Origin of the sequence: Pseudomonas umsongensis, from assembly GCF_012647205.1 — a bacterium.
In the GTDB taxonomy this organism is placed as follows: domain Bacteria; phylum Pseudomonadota; class Gammaproteobacteria; order Pseudomonadales; family Pseudomonadaceae; genus Aquipseudomonas; species Aquipseudomonas umsongensis.
The window spans coordinates 5,094,178-5,109,556 of record NZ_CP051487.1; the positions used below are offsets into that span (position 1 = coordinate 5,094,178).

Sequence of the window (15,379 nt, forward strand, 5' to 3'; positions counted from 1 at the left end):
AAATAAGTGAGAATGCGGGCCATTGGCGGCCGACAAATCGCGCCTATCATATCCAAGAATGCTCATTAGCTTAAGGCCCAAGGTGCAAATGAAACGATCTGCTTTCTTTATCTCCGATGGCACCGGCATTACCGCCGAAACCCTGGGTCAAAGCCTCCTGGCGCAGTTCGAAAACATTACCTTCAGCAAATTCACGCGGCCATACATCGACAGCGTGGAAAAAGCGCGGGCCATGGTACAACAAATCAACAAAGCCGCCGAAACCGACGGCTTCCGTCCGATTATCTTCGACACCATCGTCAATCAGGACATTCGTGAGATCCTCGCAACCTCCAATGGTTTCATGATCGATATTTTCTCGACTTTCCTGGCGCCGCTTGAACAGGAACTGACCGAGCATTCTTCCTATACCGTGGGCAAATCCCACTCCATCGGTGCCAACACCAATTACATGGAGCGCATCGAGGCGGTGAACTTCGCCCTCGACAACGACGACGGTGCCCGCACGCACTATTACGACAAGGCCGACCTGATACTAGTGGGCGTGTCGCGTTGTGGTAAGACGCCGACGTGTCTGTACATGGCCATGCAATTCGGTATCCGCGCGGCCAACTACCCGCTGACCGAAGACGACATGGAACGCCTGCAACTGCCTAGCGCGCTACGTGCCCACCAGCACAAGCTGTTCGGCCTGACCATCGACCCAGACCGCCTCACCGCCATCCGCAACGAACGCAAGCCCAACAGCCGCTATTCGAGCTACGCCCAGTGCGAATTCGAAGTGCGCGAGGTGGAAAACCTGTTTCGCCGCGAGAACATTCCCAATATCAACTCCACGCATTTTTCGGTGGAAGAAATTTCCGCGAAAATCCTGGTGGAGAAAGGTGTCGAGCGGCGGTTCAAATAACCTGTAGCGCCTATTCGGACGTCTTCGCGAGCAGGCTCGCTCCCACAGTAGATCTCGTTGAACACCGCATTTGTGAACGACACGAATCCCATGTGGGAGCGAGCCTGCTCGCGAAGGAACGATAACGCGGTCTCCTAGATAAGAAACATGTCTACAAACCGGTTCACCGGTGTTGCCTCAAGCTTTTGCTGATCCTTGCACAGCTCGAAAATCTCCTCGCTACGCTGCGCGGTAAAGCGTGTCAGCAGGTTCGCCTTGAACTTGTCCTCCAACAACGGAATGCCCTCGGCACGGCGCCGACGATGGCCTATCGGGTACTCCACCACCACATTCCCGGTGCTGGACCCATCCTTGAAAAACACCTGCACGGCATTGGCAATCGACCGCTTGTCGGCTTCCAGGTATTCACGGGTGTAATCCGGGTTTTCGACAATGACCATCTTGTCGCGCAGTACATCGATGATCGGATGCGCCTTGTGGAAATCATCTTCGTAGTACTCGGCCACCAGGTTGCCAAAGGCCAGCGGCACCGCGGTCATGTACTGGATGCAGTGATCGCGGTCGGCGGCATTGGCCAGCGGACCGACCTTGGAAATAATGCGGATCGCCGATTGCTGGGTGGTGATGACGATCCGGTCGATGTCATGCAGGCGATTACGCACTTGGGGGTGCAGGATTACCGCGGCTTCACAGGCGGTTTGCGCGTGGAACTCGGCAGGAAAACTGATTTTGAACAGCACATTTTCCATCACATAACTGCCGTACGGCCGCGAAAAGCTGAACTCGCGCCGGTCTCCAGGCTTGAGCGCCAAGTCATCGTTGGTGTGGCTGAACAGCACGTCGTAAAAGCCCCACTGTTTGGCACTCAACACACCGGGGATGCCCATCTCGCCACGCATGGCAATGTCCGCCAGGCGCACTCCACGACTGGTTGCATCGCCCGCCGCCCAGGATTTGCGCGAGCCGGCATTCGGTGCATGGCGGTAGGTGCGCAATGCCTGGCCATCGGCGAACGCATGGGACAACGCTGAGAGCAATTGCCCGCGATTGGCACCCATGAGTTTGGCGGTGACCGCGGTCGAAGCGACTTTCACCAGGATGACGTGATCGAGGCCCACGCGGTTGAACGAGTTTTCCAGAGCAATCACGCCCTGAATCTCATGGGCCATGATCATTGCTTCGAGCACCGTACGAACGGTCAGCGGCGTCTCGCCATTGGCGAGGCGCTTTTGCGACAGGTGGTCGGCCACCGCGAGAATCCCGCCGAGGTTATCCGACGGATGGCCCCATTCAGCGGCGAGCCAAGTGTCGTTGTAGTCGAGCCAGCGCACGATGCAGCCGATGTCCCACGCGGCCTTGACCGGATCAAGTCGATAGCTGGTGCCTGGTACGCGGGCGCCGAACGGCACGAAGGTGCCTTCGACCAAGGGCCCCAAGTGCTTGGTGCATTCGGGAAAACGCAGGGCCAGCAAGCCGCAGCCCAAGGTATCGATCAGGCAGTTGCGCGCGGTATCCAGCGCCTCTTCGGATTCGATTTTGTAGTTGAGGACGTAATCGGCAATGTCCTGCAGGACCTGGTCGTAGTCGGGACGGTTGTTTAGGTCGACGTTGGCGCTCATGTTCGATTCACTCGGCGGTGGTTCGTTGATGGGACCTCGGTTCAGGGCAATCTCAGTCTTATTATGGAAATGCGATCCCCTGTAGGAGCTGCCGCAGGCTGCGATCTTTTGATCTTGCTTTTTAAGATCAAGATCAAAAGATCGCAGCCTGCGGCAGCTCCTACAGGGGGTTGTGTGAGTTAGAACGAGTCGCCTGGCACGCGGACAAAACCTTCCATCAACACCCGCGCACTGCGGCTCATGATGGCCTTTTTCACGGTCCACTCACCGTTCACCTGGCTGGCCTCGGCGCCGACGCGCAAGGTGCCTGAAGGGTGACCGAAGCGCACCGCATTGCGTTCTACACCGCCTGCCGCGAGGTTCACCAGCGTCCCGGAAATCGCTGCTGCCGTGCCGATGGCGACTGCCGCCGTGCCCATCATCGCGTGGTGCAACTTACCCATGGACAGCGCGCGCACCAGCAGGTCGACATCGCCCGCCGCAACCGCTTTGCCGCTCGACGACACGTAGTCCGCAGGCTTGGCGACGAACGCCACCTTCGGCGTGTGCTGGCGCTTGGCCGCTTCGTCGATGTTGGAGATCAGGCCCATGCGCAGTGCGCCGTAGGCACGAATGGTTTCGAACATCAGCAATGCTTTTGGATCGCCGTTGATCGCGCCCTGCAACTCAGTGCCCTTGTAGCCGATGTCTTCGGCATTGACGAAAATGGTCGGGATGCCCGCGTTGATCAGGGTTGCCTTCAAGGTCCCGACGCCAGGCACTTCCAGGTCATCCACCAGATTGCCGGTAGGGAACATCGAACCCCCACCGCCCTCTTCCTCTGCTGCCGGATCGAGGAATTCGACCTGCACTTCCGCCGCTGGAAAGGTCACGCCGTCGAGTTCGAAATCGCCGGTTTCCTGCACTTCACCGTTGGTGATCGGCACGTGGGCGATGATGGTCTTGCCGATGTTGGCTTGCCATACGCGTACCACGGCGATGCCGTTGTGCGGGATGCGGCTGGCGTCCACCAGGCCATTGCTGATGGCGAACGAGCCGACTGCAGCGGTCAGGTTGCCGCAATTGCCACTCCAGTCGACGAATGGTTTGTCGATCGACACTTGGCCGAACAGGTAGTCGACGTCGTGATCGGCCTTGGTGCTTTTCGACAGGATCACGGTTTTGCTGGTACTGGACGTCGCGCCGCCCATGCCGTCGATTTGCTTGTCGTAGGGATCGGGGCTGCCGATCACGCGCAGCAGCAATGCATCGCGAGCCGGGCCTGGGACCTGTGCCGCTTCGGGCAGGTCCTTGAGGCTGAAGAACACGCCTTTGCTGGTGCCGCCGCGCATGTAGGTGGCGGGAATTTTGATTTGCGGTGCGTGAGACATGAGTGCTCCTTCAAAACAGACACGGGACTCAAAGTCCCGTGTCCATGCAGCGTGTGTTAAACGGCAACCGCCGATTCTTCGAGGAAGTCCTGGGCAAAGCGTTGCAGCACTCCACCGGCCTCGTAGATCGACACTTCCTCAGCGGTGTCGAGGCGGCAGGTCACCGGCACATCGACGCGCTCGCCGTTCTTGCGATGGATCACCAGCGTCAGCTCGGCACGTGGGGTGCGATCGCCGATCACGTCGTAGGTTTCGCTGCCGTCGATGGCCAGGGTGTGACGGTTGGTGCCCGGTTTGAACTCCAGTGGCAACACGCCCATGCCCACCAGGTTGGTGCGGTGGATACGTTCGAAACCTTCGGCCGCGATCGCTTCCACACCCGCCAGCCGCACGCCTTTGGCTGCCCAGTCGCGGGATGAACCCTGACCGTAGTCGGCACCCGCGATAATAATCAGCGGCTGCTTGCGATCCATGTAGGTCTCAATGGCTTCCCACATGCGCATCACTTTGCCTTCCGGCTCGACACGGGCCAGGGAGCCCTGCTTGACCTTGCCGTTTTCCACAACCATTTCGTTGAACAGTTTCGGGTTGGCGAAGGTCGCGCGCTGCGCGGTCAGGTGGTCGCCCCGATGAGTCGCGTAGGAGTTGAAGTCCTCTTCCGGCAGGCCCATTTTCGCCAGGTATTCGCCAGCGGCGCTGTCGAGCATGATCGCGTTCGACGGCGACAGGTGATCGGTGGTGATGTTGTCCGGCAGCACCGCCAGCGGGCGCATGCCCTTGAGCGGACGCGCGCCGGCCAGTGCGCCTTCCCAGTACGGCGGACGGCGGATGTAGGTGCTCATCTCGCGCCATTCATACAGCGGCGCGACTTTCGGGCCGGTGTCTTCGTGGATGGCGAACATCGGGATGTAGACCTGGCGGAACTGCTCCGGCTTCACCGAGGCTTTCACCACGGCATCGATTTCTTCGTCGCTCGGCCAAATGTCTTTCAGGCGGATTTCCTTGCCATCGACCACGCCCAGCACGTCTTTTTCGATGTCGAAGCGGATGGTGCCAGCGATGGCGTAAGCGACCACCAATGGCGGCGAAGCCAGGAACGCTTGCTTGGCGTATGGGTGAATCCGCCCGTCGAAGTTGCGGTTGCCGGACAACACGGCGGTGGCGTACAGGTCGCGGTCGATGATCTCTTGCTGGATCACCGGGTCCAGTGCGCCGGACATGCCATTACAGGTGGTGCAGGCGAAGGCCACGACGCCGAAACCAAGCTGCTCCAGCTCATCGGTCAGGCCGGCTTCGTCGAGGTACAGGGCGACGGTTTTCGAGCCCGGTGCCAGGGACGACTTGACCCATGGCTTGCGGGTCAGGCCCAGCTTGTTGGCGTTGCGCGCCAGCAGGCCGGCAGCGATCACGTTGCGCGGGTTGCTGGTGTTGGTGCAGCTGGTGATGGCGGCGATGATCACCGCACCGTCCGGCATTTGGCCGGGTACATCGTCCCACTGACCGGAAATGCCTTTGGCAGCCAGGTCCGACACCGCCACACGGGCGTGCGGGTTGCTCGGGCCGGCCATGTTGCGCACCACCGAGGACAGGTCGAAGGTCAGGCCGCGCTCGTATTGCGCGCCTTTCAGGCTGTCGGCCCACAGGCCCGTGGTCTTGGCGTAGTTCTCGACCAGCTGCACCTGATCGTCTTCACGGCCGGTGAGCTTGAGGTAGTCGATGGTTTGCTGGTCGATGTAGAACATCGCCGCGGTGGCACCGTATTCCGGGGCCATGTTGGAGATGGTCGCGCGGTCGCCCAGGGTCAGGGCCGCGGCGCCTTCGCCGAAGAACTCCAGCCAGGCACCGACGACTTTTTGCTTGCGCAGGAACTCGGTCAGCGCCAGCACCATGTCGGTGGCGGTGATGCCCGGCTGCAGTTTGCCGGTGAGCTCGACGCCGACGCTTTCCGGCAGGCGCATCCAGGAGGCGCGGCCGAGCATTACGCTTTCCGCTTCCAGGCCACCGACACCGATGGCGATCACGCCCAGCGCATCGACGTGCGGGGTGTGGCTGTCGGTGCCGACGCAAGTATCAGGGAACGCCACGCCGTCGCGCACCTGGATCACCGGAGACATTTTCTCCAGGTTGATCTGGTGCATGATGCCGTTGCCCGGCGGGATCACGTCGACGTTCTTGAACGCCTTCTTGGTCCAGTTGATGAAGTGGAAACGGTCTTCGTTGCGACGGTCTTCGATGGCGCGGTTCTTCTCGAACGCCTCCGGATCGAAGCCACCGCGCTCGACGGCCAGGGAGTGGTCGACGATCAGTTGGGTTGGCACCACCGGGTTGACTTGCGCCGGGTCGCCGCCTTGCAGAGCGATAGCGTCACGCAGGCCGGCGAGGTCGACCAGCGCGGTCTGGCCAAGAATGTCGTGGCACACCACACGAGCCGGAAACCAGGGGAAATCGAGGTCGCGCTTGCGCTCGATGAATTGCTTCAGGGATTCGGTCAGCGTGGCCGGGTCACAGCGACGCACCAGGTTTTCCGCCAGCACGCGGGAGGTGTACGGCAGGGTGTCATAGGCGCCGGGCTGGATGGCCTCGACCGCCGCGCGGACGTCGAAGTAATCCAGGTGGCTGCCGGGCAGCGATTTACGGAATTCTGTGTTCATCGGTCAGGACTCGGTCACGGTAGTTTCAAAGGGTGGGGTCTGGTACAGGGTTTGAATTGCACGCTATCCACTGTGGGAGCTGGCTTGCCCGCGATGACTGAGTCACACTCGACATAGTTGTCGACTGACCCACCGCTATCGCGGGCAAGCCCGCTCCCACAGGGATCTGCGTTGAACTCAGACCCCAGCTTCAACCCCCACCATTCAGCGTTGTTCGATTGGCACGAACTTGCGCTGTTCAACGCCGACGTATTCGGCGCTCGGACGGATAATGCGGTTGTTGGCACGCTGTTCGTACACGTGGGCCGCCCAGCCGGTCAGGCGTGAGCAGACGAAGATCGGTGTGAACAACTTGGTCGGGATGCCCATGAAGTGGTACGCCGAGGCATGGTAGAAGTCGGCGTTAGGGAACAGCTTCTTCTGCTCCCACATGGTCTTGTCGATGGCTTCGGAGACCGGGAACAGCACTTTATCGCCCACTTCGTCGGCGAGTTTTTTCGACCAGCCCTTGATCACCTCGTTGCGCGGGTCGCTGTCCTTATAGATCGCGTGGCCGAAGCCCATGATCTTGTCCTTGCGCTCGAGCATGCCGAGGGTGCCCTTGATCGCATCTTCCGGCGAGCTGAAGCGCTCGATCATTTCCATCGCCGCTTCGTTGGCGCCACCATGCAACGGACCGCGCAGCGAGCCAATGGCCGCGGTGATGCACGAATACAGGTCGGACAGGGTCGAGGCACACACGCGCGCGGTGAAGGTCGAGGCGTTGAATTCGTGCTCCGCGTAGAGGATCAGCGAAACGTTCATCACCTTGACGTGCAGCTCGCTCGGCTTCTTGCCGTGCAGCAGGTGCAGGAAGTGACCACCGATGGATGGTTCGTCGCTAACGCATTCAATGCGCTTGCCTTCGTGGCTGAAGCGATACCAGTAGGTCATGATCGCCGGGAATGCCGCCAGCAGGCGGTCAGTCTTGTCGTGCTGCTCGGAGAAGTCTTTCTCTGGCTCCAGGTTGCCCAGGAACGAGCAGCCGGTGCGCATCACGTCCATCGGGTGGGCGTCGGCGGGGATGCGTTCCAGCACTTCCTTGAGCGCTTGCGGCAGGTCACGCAGCTTGCTCAATTTAGTGATGTAGGCGGCCAGTTGCGCCTTGGTCGGCAGTTCGCCGTACAGCAGCAGGTAGGCAACTTCTTCGAACTGTGCGTCAGCCGCCAGTTCGCGTACGTCATAGCCGCGGTAGGTCAGGCCTGCGCCCGACTGGCCTACGGTGGACAGTGCGGTTTGCCCGGCAACCTGGCCACGGAGCCCGGCGCCACTGAGTACTTTTGCTTCGGCCATTTCTGCCTCCAGTTTTTAATTTTGTTAGGGAATCGGCAAATTGTGCTTCATCAGGTTATTCGGGTGATGCCGAAAAGATCGCAGCCTCGTTGCACTCGACAGCTCCTACAGAGGATCACGGCCGAGGTAGGAGCTGCCGAAGGCTGCGATCTTTTGATCTTCATTTTTTCGCGGCGAACAACGCATCGAGCTTCTGCTCGAAGGTGTGGTAGTCGATGCGATCGTAAAGCTCCATGCGGGTCTGCATGGTGTCGATGACATTCGCCTGCGTGCCATCGCGACGGATCGCGGTGTAGACATTTTCCGCAGCCTTGTTCATGGCGCGGAAGGCCGACAGCGGGTACAGCACCAGCGACACGTCCGCAGCGGCGAGTTGCTCGGTGGTGTACAGCGGCGTCGCGCCGAATTCGGTGATGTTGGCCAGGATCGGCGCTTTCACACGGCTGGCGAACAGTTTGTACATCTCGAGTTCGGTGATGGCTTCCGGGAACACCATGTCGGCGCCGGCCTCGATGCACGCGGCGGCGCGATCCAGTGCCGATTCCAGGCCTTCCACTGCCAGGGCGTCGGTACGGGCCATGATCACGAAGCTGTCATCGGTACGGGCATCGACGGCCGCCTTGATGCGATCGACCATTTCCTGCTGGGTCACGATTTCCTTATTAGGACGGTGACCGCAACGCTTGGCGCCAACCTGGTCTTCGATGTGAATCGCCGCCGCACCGAACTTGATCATCGACTTGACGGTACGGGCGACGTTGAACGCCGAGGAGCCGAAACCGGTGTCCACATCCACCAGCAGCGGCAGGTCGCAGACGTCGGTGATGCGACGCACGTCGGTCAGCACGTCATCCAGGCCGGTGATGCCCAGGTCCGGCACGCCAAGGGAGCCAGCAGCCACCCCGCCACCCGACAGGTAGATCGCCTTGAAACCGGCACGCTTGGCCAGCAGGGCGTGGTTGGCGTTGATGGCGCCGACCACTTGCAATGGATGCTCGCTGGCGACCGCATCGCGGAAACGCTGGCCTGGAGTGCTCTTGTTCAAACTCATGACTCACCTCGTTTGGCTGTCGGGTTAGCGCCGTCCTGGTAATGACGGGCGATGTTGCGTTTGGAGGCGCCGATGTGACGGCGCATCAACAACTCGGCCAGTTCACCGTCACGGTCGGCGATGGCATCGAGAATTCGGTGGTGCTCGGCAAAGGCCTGGTGCGGGCGATTGGGCGTGGTGGAAAACTGGATGCGGTACATGCGCACCAATTGATACAGCTCGCCGCAGAGCATTTGCGTCAGGGTGCGGTTACCGCTGCCCTGGATAATCCGGTAGTGGAAGTCGAAATCGCCTTCCTGCTGGTAGTAGCCGCGGCCAGCCTGGAAGGCCTCATCGCGTTCGTGGGTTTCAAGGACCCGGCGCAGCTCATCGATTTCCTCGACGCTCATGCGCTCGGCGGCCAGGCGACAGGCCATGCCTTCGAGGGATTCGCGGATTTCGTAGAGCTCCACCAGCTCGGCATGGTTGAGCGACACCACCCGTGCTCCGACGTGTGGCACGCGCACCAGCAGGCGTTGGCCTTCCAGGCGGTGGATGGCTTCGCGCAACGGGCCACGGCTGATGCCGTAGGTACGGGCCAGCTCGGGCTCGGAGATTTTGCTGCCCGGGGCGATCTCACCCTTGACGATGGCCGCTTGAATGCGTCGGAAGACGTTTTCGGAAAGCGTTTCCGAGTCATCCTGAACGGTAAGCGGGGGAGCCAGTTGATCCAGCATATTGTCGACACCTTGAAAGCCAGTGCGGCAAAAATTAACCAAAACTGCCGCCACAGTCAAAGGATAATTAGATATTGTCGACAATCGTCTAATAACCTCCTGCACCATAACAAAGCAGTGCCCTCGATTCACAGCCGCCCGCCAGCGCTGGCGCCATCAACCTGCCGTGCTAGAATGCCGCCCGCATTTGTTTGTGACATCTGCACGGCTTGTCATAAATAGCTGATAGGCATACGAGGAGCTTGCGCAGCGATGCCAGGGTCTTGAATTAAAGAACAGACCGCTGCGCACCAGGATTTATGAGACTCAAGCCCTTCCCGATCTTCCTTTTTCTTCTTTGCCTGCCCGGGTTCGCTGCTGCCGGGGACAAGACCGTGTACGGCCTCAATGAATATGCTTCGTTGGGCGGCATCGACCTCGAAGTGGCCGCCAAACTCGACACCGGGGCAAAAACCGCATCCTTGAGCGCCCGCGACATCAAGCGCTTCAAACGCAATGGCGAGTCCTGGGTGCGCTTCTACCTGGCCATCGACACCGCCCATTCGCACCCGATCGAACGACCGCTGGCCCGCGTCAGCAAGATCAAACGCCGGGCCGGTGACTACGACCCGGAAGAGGGCAAGAAGTACACTGCCCGTCCGGTGATCGAGCTGGATATCTGCATGGGTTCAGCTTTACGTAGCATCGAAGTGAACCTGACCGACCGTAGCGCGTTCCAATACCCGCTATTGATCGGCTCCGAAGCACTCAAACGCTTCGATGCGCTGGTCGACCCCAGTCTTAAATACGCTGCCGGCAAACCCGCCTGCGCCGCCGACGCTCATACCGCCGAGTAATTTAAATGCGCTCTCTTACCCTTCATCTGAAAATGTTGATCGCCATCCTGGTGGTATTGGGCATTTCAGTCACGGCCTACCAGATCTTCGTACTCGGCATTCCCGTGACGGAAGACGCCACCGACGACTTGTGGAACATCGACGCCAAGGTCGAGTTCGTCGCCAGTGCCAAGGACCCAGTCAAGATCCAGATGTTCGTGCCACCCTTGAGCCGCGATTACGTGAGTCTCAACGAAAGCTTTATTTCAAATAATTACGGCGTGGCCGTGAACCGAGTCGACGGCAACCGCAAGGTCACGTGGTCGGCGCGCCGGGCCAAAGGCAACCAGACCCTTTATTACCGTCTGGTGTTGACCAAGCGCTACACCGCCGAAAAAGCCAAGATCAAGGGGCCGACCTTCCGCGACAGCATTGCCGTGGAAGGCCCTGAAAAACTCGCCGCCGAAGCGCTGCTGGCGCCGATTCGCCAACACTCGGCCGACGTCGAGACCTTCATCAGCGAAGCGATCAAGCGGGTCAACAACAGCAACGACGACAACGCCAAGATGCTCCTGGCCGGCGACCCGACACCGGCCCACAAGGCAAAGATCGTCGAGCTGCTGCTGTCCATCGCCCACGTGCCGGTGGAAAAGGTCCACACCATTCGCCTGGTGGCCGACCAGCCGCAAACCCCGGAGCTCTGGCTGCGCAGCTTCAATGGCACCGACTGGCTGTACTTCAACCCGGAAACCGGCGAACAGGGCCTGCCGACCGACCGCCTGCTGTGGTGGACCGGCGACGAAAACCTGATCACCGTCGATGGCGGCAAGAAGGCCACTGTGACCTTCAGCATGAACAACAGCGAGATGAACGCCATTCGCCTGGCCAAGCTGACCGACGAGAACACCGACGCCAATTTCCTCGAGTACTCGCTGTACGGCTTGCCGCTGCAAACCCAGCAGACCTTCATGATCATGGTGATGATCCCGATCGGCGTGCTGGTGATCCTGGTCCTGCGCAACCTGATCGGCCTGCAGACCCTCGGCACCTTTACCCCGGTGCTGATCGCCCTGGCCTTCCGCGAGACCCAGCTCGGCTTCGGTATCGTGCTGTTTACCATCATCACGGCGCTGGGGCTGTCGCTGCGCTCTTACCTTGAGCACCTGAAACTGCAAATGCTGCCAAGGCTGTCGGTGGTGCTGACGTTCGTCGTGGTGTTGATCGCGGCCATCAGCCTGTTCAGCCATAAGCTCGGCCTGGAGCGCGGGCTGTCGGTGGCGCTGTTCCCGATGGTGATCCTGACCATGACCATCGAACGCCTGTCGATCACCTGGGAGGAACGTGGCGCCAGCCATGCCATGAAAGTGGCAATCGGCACCCTGTTCGCCGCGACGCTGGCGCACCTGATCATGACCATTCCGGAGCTGGTGTACTTCGTGTTCACCTTCCCGGCGATCCTGCTGATCATGGTGGGCTTCATGCTGGCCATGGGTCGCTATCGCGGCTACCGCCTGACCGAGCTGGTGCGTTTCAAGGCTTTCCTGAAGAAGGCTGACGCCTGATGTTCGGCTTCTGGAAGACCTGGAAAGCCCTGGAAGCCCGGGGCATCATGGGCATCAATCGGCGTAACGCGGACTACGTGCTCAAGTACAACAAGCGCAGCCTGTATCCGATCGTCGATGACAAGATCATCACCAAGGAACGTGCCATCGCCGCCGGCATCCATGTGCCGCAACTGTATGGGGTGATATCGACCGAAAAGGAAATCGACAAGCTCGACGAGATCATCGACGGGCACACCGATTTCGTGATCAAGCCGGCCCAAGGCGCCGGCGGCGATGGCATCATTGTCATCGCCGACCGCTTCGAGGGCCGCTATCGCACGGTGTCCGGCAAGATCGTCGGCCACGAAGAGCTCGAGCACCATATTTCCAGCATCCTGACCGGCCTGTATTCCCTGGGCGGGCATCGCGACCGTGCACTGATCGAATACCGGGTGATCCCGGACCAGATCTTCAAGAGCATCAGCTATGAAGGTGTGCCGGACATCCGCATCATCGTGTTGATGGGGTATCCGGTCATGGCCATGCTGCGCTTGCCCACCCGTCAGTCCGGCGGCAAGGCCAACTTGCACCAGGGCGCCATCGGCGTGGGTGTCGACCTGGCCACCGGCCTGACCCTGCGCGGCACCTGGCTGAACAACATCATCGCCAAACACCCGGACACCACCAACGCGGTGGATGGCGTGCAACTACCCTACTGGGACGGTTTCATGAAACTCGCCGCGGGTTGCTATGAACTGTGCGGGCTGGGCTACATCGGTGTCGACATGGTGCTGGACCAGGAGAAAGGCCCACTGATCCTCGAGCTCAACGCCCGACCTGGCTTGAATATCCAGATTGCCAATGATTGCGGCCTGACATTGCGCACCCATGCGGTCGAGGCGCGGCTGGAAGACTTGAAAGCACGCGGCGTCAGCGAAACCGTCGAAGAGCGAGTGGCGTTTGTGCAGGAGATGTTCGGGCATATTCCACCGGTCGAGGGTTGATCCAGAACCCAGGTGTGTCTTTCGCGAGCAGGCTCGCTCCCACAAGTATTGCGCTGAACCCTGTGGGAGCGAGCCTGCTCGCGAATACAATCTGCCAGATTCCACAGTAGCCATGCCTGCCTCCAATCTGCCAATCCCCTCTAGGAGCAATTCCCCGAGGGGACTACAATCGCCACCCCGCCTCGATGGCTGATCCAACCCGCCCATGCTGACCTGCTCCGTACACCCGCTGCCCTATCGCGCCAACCCTGCCGACTACTTCGCGGCCATTCGTCATGCCCCAGGTGCCGTGCTGCTCGACAGCGGCCGCCCCAGCGCCGAGCGCGGGCGCTTTGACTTGCTCAGCGCCTGGCCGCTGGAACAACTGGCCGTAGCGCCTGACGAACGCGGCAGCGATTTCCTGCAACGCCTTCGGGACAATCTGACACGATTGGGCGAAGCATCGCTGCCTGCACCTTATGAACTGCCGTTTGCGGGCGGCTTGATCGGTTACCTGAGCTACGACTTCGGCCGCCACCTGGAAAACCTGCCGAGCCAGGCCCTGGATGACCTGCAGTTACCCGATGCGCGCTTCGGCCTGTACGATTGGGCGCTGATCAGCGATCACCACCAGGCCACCAGCCAATTGGTGTTTCACCCAACGCTGGCTGACAGCGAGCGCCAACGCCTGATCCAGCTGTTCAGCCAGCCCGCCGCTGAAGCGGTCGAGCCGTTCAAGCTGCAAGCGCCGATGAATGCCGATCTGAACGCTGATCAGTATCGCCAGGCGATCGAGCGCATCCAGCAATACATCCAGGCAGGCGATTGCTATCAGGTCAACTTCGCCCAGCGTTTCCGTGCACCCTGCCAAGGTGATCCATGGACGGCGTATTGCGCGTTGCGACTGGCTTGCCCCACTCCGTTTTCCGGCTTCCAGAGCCTGCCCGACGGCGGCGCGGTGCTGAGCCTGTCACCGGAACGTTTCGTCAAAGTCAGCGAACGCCATGTTGAGACCCGTCCGATCAAAGGCACACGCCCGCGCGGCCTTAGCGCTGCCGAGGACGCGGCGAACGCCGCCGAACTGCTGGCGAGCCCCAAGGACCGTGCGGAAAACCTGATGATCGTCGACCTGTTGCGCAACGACCTCGGTCGCACCTGCCGCACCGGTTCGGTTCGAGTGCCTGAGTTGTTCAGCCTGGAAAGCTACCCCAATGTGCATCACCTGGTGAGCAGCGTGACCGGCGAACTGGCAGATGATCGCGATGCGCTGGACCTGATCGCCGGCAGCTTCCCGGGCGGCTCTATTACCGGTGCGCCGAAAATTCGCTCGATGCAGATCATCGACGAGCTGGAACCCACCCGACGCGGGCTGTACTGCGGTTCATTGCTGTATCTGGACGTGCGCGGCGAGATGGACAGCTCCATCGCCATCCGCAGCCTGTTGGTCAAGGATGGGCAGGTGTGCTGCTGGGGTGGTGGCGGAATCGTCGCCGATTCCGAGTGGCAGGCCGAGTATCAGGAATCGATCACCAAGGTGAAGGTGCTGCTCGATACCCTCCAGAACCTCTAAAAACATCGCGGGCAAGCCCGCTCCCACAGGTTAATGGTTGTTCACAGATTTTGTGACCGACGAAAAAACACTGTGGGAGCGGGCTTGCCCGCGAAGGCGTCCTGAAGAACGACTACAAACTCAAGGTACGATTCGAAGCCTTGATGAACTCCTGCTTCAGCTCTTCAAAGGTATGCACCGCCGGGAACTGCGGGAACTCGGCGATCACATTGTCCGGCGCATGGAACAGAATCCCGGCGTCCGCCTCACCCAGCATCGTGGTGTCGTTGTAGGAATCGCCCGCTGCAATCACCCGGTAGTAGAGGCTCTTGAAGGACAGCACCGACTGGCGCTTGGGATCTTTCTGACGCAGCTGATAGCCCGTCACCCGGCCGGTATCGTCAGTAATCAAACGATGGCAGAGCAAGGTCGGGAAGCCGAGCTGACGCATCAGCGGCTGGGAAAACTCGTAGAAGGTGTCCGACAGAATCACCACCTGGAAGCGCTCGCGCAGCCAATCGACGAACTCGACGGCACCGTCCAGCGGCTTGAGCGTGGCGATCACCTCCTGGATGTCGGCGAGTTTCAGGCCGTGTTCATCGAGAATCCGCAAGCGCTGCTTCATCAGCACGTCATAGTCGGGAATGTCCCGGGTGGTGGCCCTGAGGGATTCGATCCCGGTTTTTTCGGCGAAGGCGATCCATATTTCCGGGACCAGCACACCTTCAAGATCCAGACAGGCAATTTCCACAAGACACTCCCATTGGTATTGTTTATTGAGTCGAGCGAGCCCGAACTCTAGCGACAACTCCCCCACCACGCAACGCAGAGGACGCCCCGGC

Annotated in this window: 12 protein-coding genes; 5 read left to right on the forward strand and 7 right to left on the reverse strand. The window is 60.4% G+C overall.

The window, feature by feature from the left end:
- Positions 1-88 precede the first annotated feature (88 nt).
- Positions 89-907 (forward strand): posphoenolpyruvate synthetase regulatory kinase/phosphorylase PpsR, encoded by an 819-nt coding sequence (gene ppsR / locus HGP31_RS22845; RefSeq protein ID WP_020801102.1) that lies wholly within the window; start codon positions 89-91, stop codon positions 905-907.
- Positions 908-1,041: 134 nt separating this feature from the next.
- Here ppsR and prpD read toward each other — a convergent pair whose 3' ends face one another.
- The 6 genes from prpD to HGP31_RS22875 form a co-directional block, all read right to left on the reverse strand.
- Complete coding sequence (gene prpD, locus HGP31_RS22850) at positions 1,042-2,526, reverse strand: 2-methylcitrate dehydratase (RefSeq protein WP_033044496.1); 1,485 nt, start codon at positions 2,524-2,526, stop codon at positions 1,042-1,044.
- A gap of 179 nt (positions 2,527-2,705) precedes the next feature.
- Positions 2,706-3,896 (reverse strand): 2-methylaconitate cis-trans isomerase PrpF, encoded by a 1,191-nt coding sequence (gene prpF, locus HGP31_RS22855; protein WP_020800449.1) that lies wholly within the window; start codon positions 3,894-3,896, stop codon positions 2,706-2,708.
- A gap of 56 nt (positions 3,897-3,952) precedes the next feature.
- Entirely contained in the window at positions 3,953-6,547 is a 2,595-nt protein-coding gene (acnD, locus tag HGP31_RS22860) for a Fe/S-dependent 2-methylisocitrate dehydratase AcnD (protein ID WP_020800451.1), read from the reverse strand.
- A gap of 204 nt (positions 6,548-6,751) precedes the next feature.
- Positions 6,752-7,879 carry a bifunctional 2-methylcitrate synthase/citrate synthase gene (gene prpC / locus HGP31_RS22865; RefSeq protein ID WP_168758735.1) on the reverse strand — a complete coding sequence of 376 codons (1,128 nt, stop codon included), beginning with the start codon at positions 7,877-7,879 and terminating at the stop codon, positions 6,752-6,754.
- Positions 7,880-8,039: 160 nt separating this feature from the next.
- Positions 8,040-8,930 (reverse strand): methylisocitrate lyase, encoded by an 891-nt coding sequence (gene prpB / locus HGP31_RS22870; protein WP_020800453.1) that lies wholly within the window; start codon positions 8,928-8,930, stop codon positions 8,040-8,042.
- Positions 8,927-9,643 (reverse strand): GntR family transcriptional regulator, encoded by a 717-nt coding sequence (locus HGP31_RS22875; protein WP_173667179.1) that lies wholly within the window; start codon positions 9,641-9,643, stop codon positions 8,927-8,929. The genes prpB and HGP31_RS22875 overlap by 4 nt, the downstream gene beginning before the upstream one ends.
- Before the next feature lie 302 nt (positions 9,644-9,945).
- Here HGP31_RS22875 and rloA point away from each other — a divergent pair, with 302 nt between their 5' ends.
- The 4 genes from rloA to pabB all read left to right on the forward strand — a co-directional run bounded on the left by rloA (position 9,946) and on the right by pabB (position 14,558).
- Positions 9,946-10,482: a retropepsin-like aspartic peptidase RloA gene (rloA, locus tag HGP31_RS22880; RefSeq protein WP_020800455.1), complete on the forward strand. Its 537-nt coding sequence runs from the start codon at positions 9,946-9,948 to the stop codon at positions 10,480-10,482.
- Positions 10,483-10,487: 5 nt separating this feature from the next.
- On the forward strand, positions 10,488-12,023 hold the full coding sequence (rloB, locus tag HGP31_RS22885) for an osmotic stress tolerance membrane protein RloB (protein WP_033044105.1): 1,536 nt from the start codon (positions 10,488-10,490) through the stop codon (positions 12,021-12,023).
- The gene (locus HGP31_RS22890; protein ID WP_020800457.1) at positions 12,023-13,009 is read left to right on the forward strand and encodes an alpha-L-glutamate ligase-like protein; all 987 of its coding nucleotides are present in this window, start codon (positions 12,023-12,025) and stop codon (positions 13,007-13,009) included. Before rloB ends, HGP31_RS22890 begins: the two co-directional genes overlap by 1 nt.
- Positions 13,010-13,214: 205 nt before the next feature.
- Complete coding sequence (gene pabB, locus HGP31_RS22895) at positions 13,215-14,558, forward strand: aminodeoxychorismate synthase component I (RefSeq protein WP_020800458.1); 1,344 nt, start codon at positions 13,215-13,217, stop codon at positions 14,556-14,558.
- 112 nt (positions 14,559-14,670) lie between these two features.
- Here pabB and thrH read toward each other — a convergent pair whose 3' ends face one another.
- Positions 14,671-15,288 (reverse strand): bifunctional phosphoserine phosphatase/homoserine phosphotransferase ThrH, encoded by a 618-nt coding sequence (gene thrH / locus HGP31_RS22900; RefSeq protein ID WP_020800459.1) that lies wholly within the window; start codon positions 15,286-15,288, stop codon positions 14,671-14,673.
- Between the last annotated feature and the right edge of the window lie 91 nt (positions 15,289-15,379).

Coding starts and splice junctions, on each gene's coding strand:
- ppsR (WP_020801102.1), top strand. CDS start 89: ATGAAACGATCTGCTTTCTTTATCTCCGATGGCACCGGCATTACCGCC.
- prpD (WP_033044496.1), bottom strand. CDS start 2,526: ATGAGCGCCAACGTCGACCTAAACAACCGTCCCGACTACGACCAGGTC.
- prpF (WP_020800449.1), bottom strand. CDS start 3,896: ATGTCTCACGCACCGCAAATCAAAATTCCCGCCACCTACATGCGCGGC.
- acnD (WP_020800451.1), bottom strand. CDS start 6,547: ATGAACACAGAATTCCGTAAATCGCTGCCCGGCAGCCACCTGGATTAC.
- prpC (WP_168758735.1), bottom strand. CDS start 7,879: ATGGCCGAAGCAAAAGTACTCAGTGGCGCCGGGCTCCGTGGCCAGGTT.
- prpB (WP_020800453.1), bottom strand. CDS start 8,930: ATGAGTTTGAACAAGAGCACTCCAGGCCAGCGTTTCCGCGATGCGGTC.
- rloA (WP_020800455.1), top strand. CDS start 9,946: ATGAGACTCAAGCCCTTCCCGATCTTCCTTTTTCTTCTTTGCCTGCCC.
- rloB (WP_033044105.1), top strand. CDS start 10,488: ATGCGCTCTCTTACCCTTCATCTGAAAATGTTGATCGCCATCCTGGTG.
- HGP31_RS22890 (WP_020800457.1), top strand. CDS start 12,023: ATGTTCGGCTTCTGGAAGACCTGGAAAGCCCTGGAAGCCCGGGGCATC.
- pabB (WP_020800458.1), top strand. CDS start 13,215: ATGCTGACCTGCTCCGTACACCCGCTGCCCTATCGCGCCAACCCTGCC.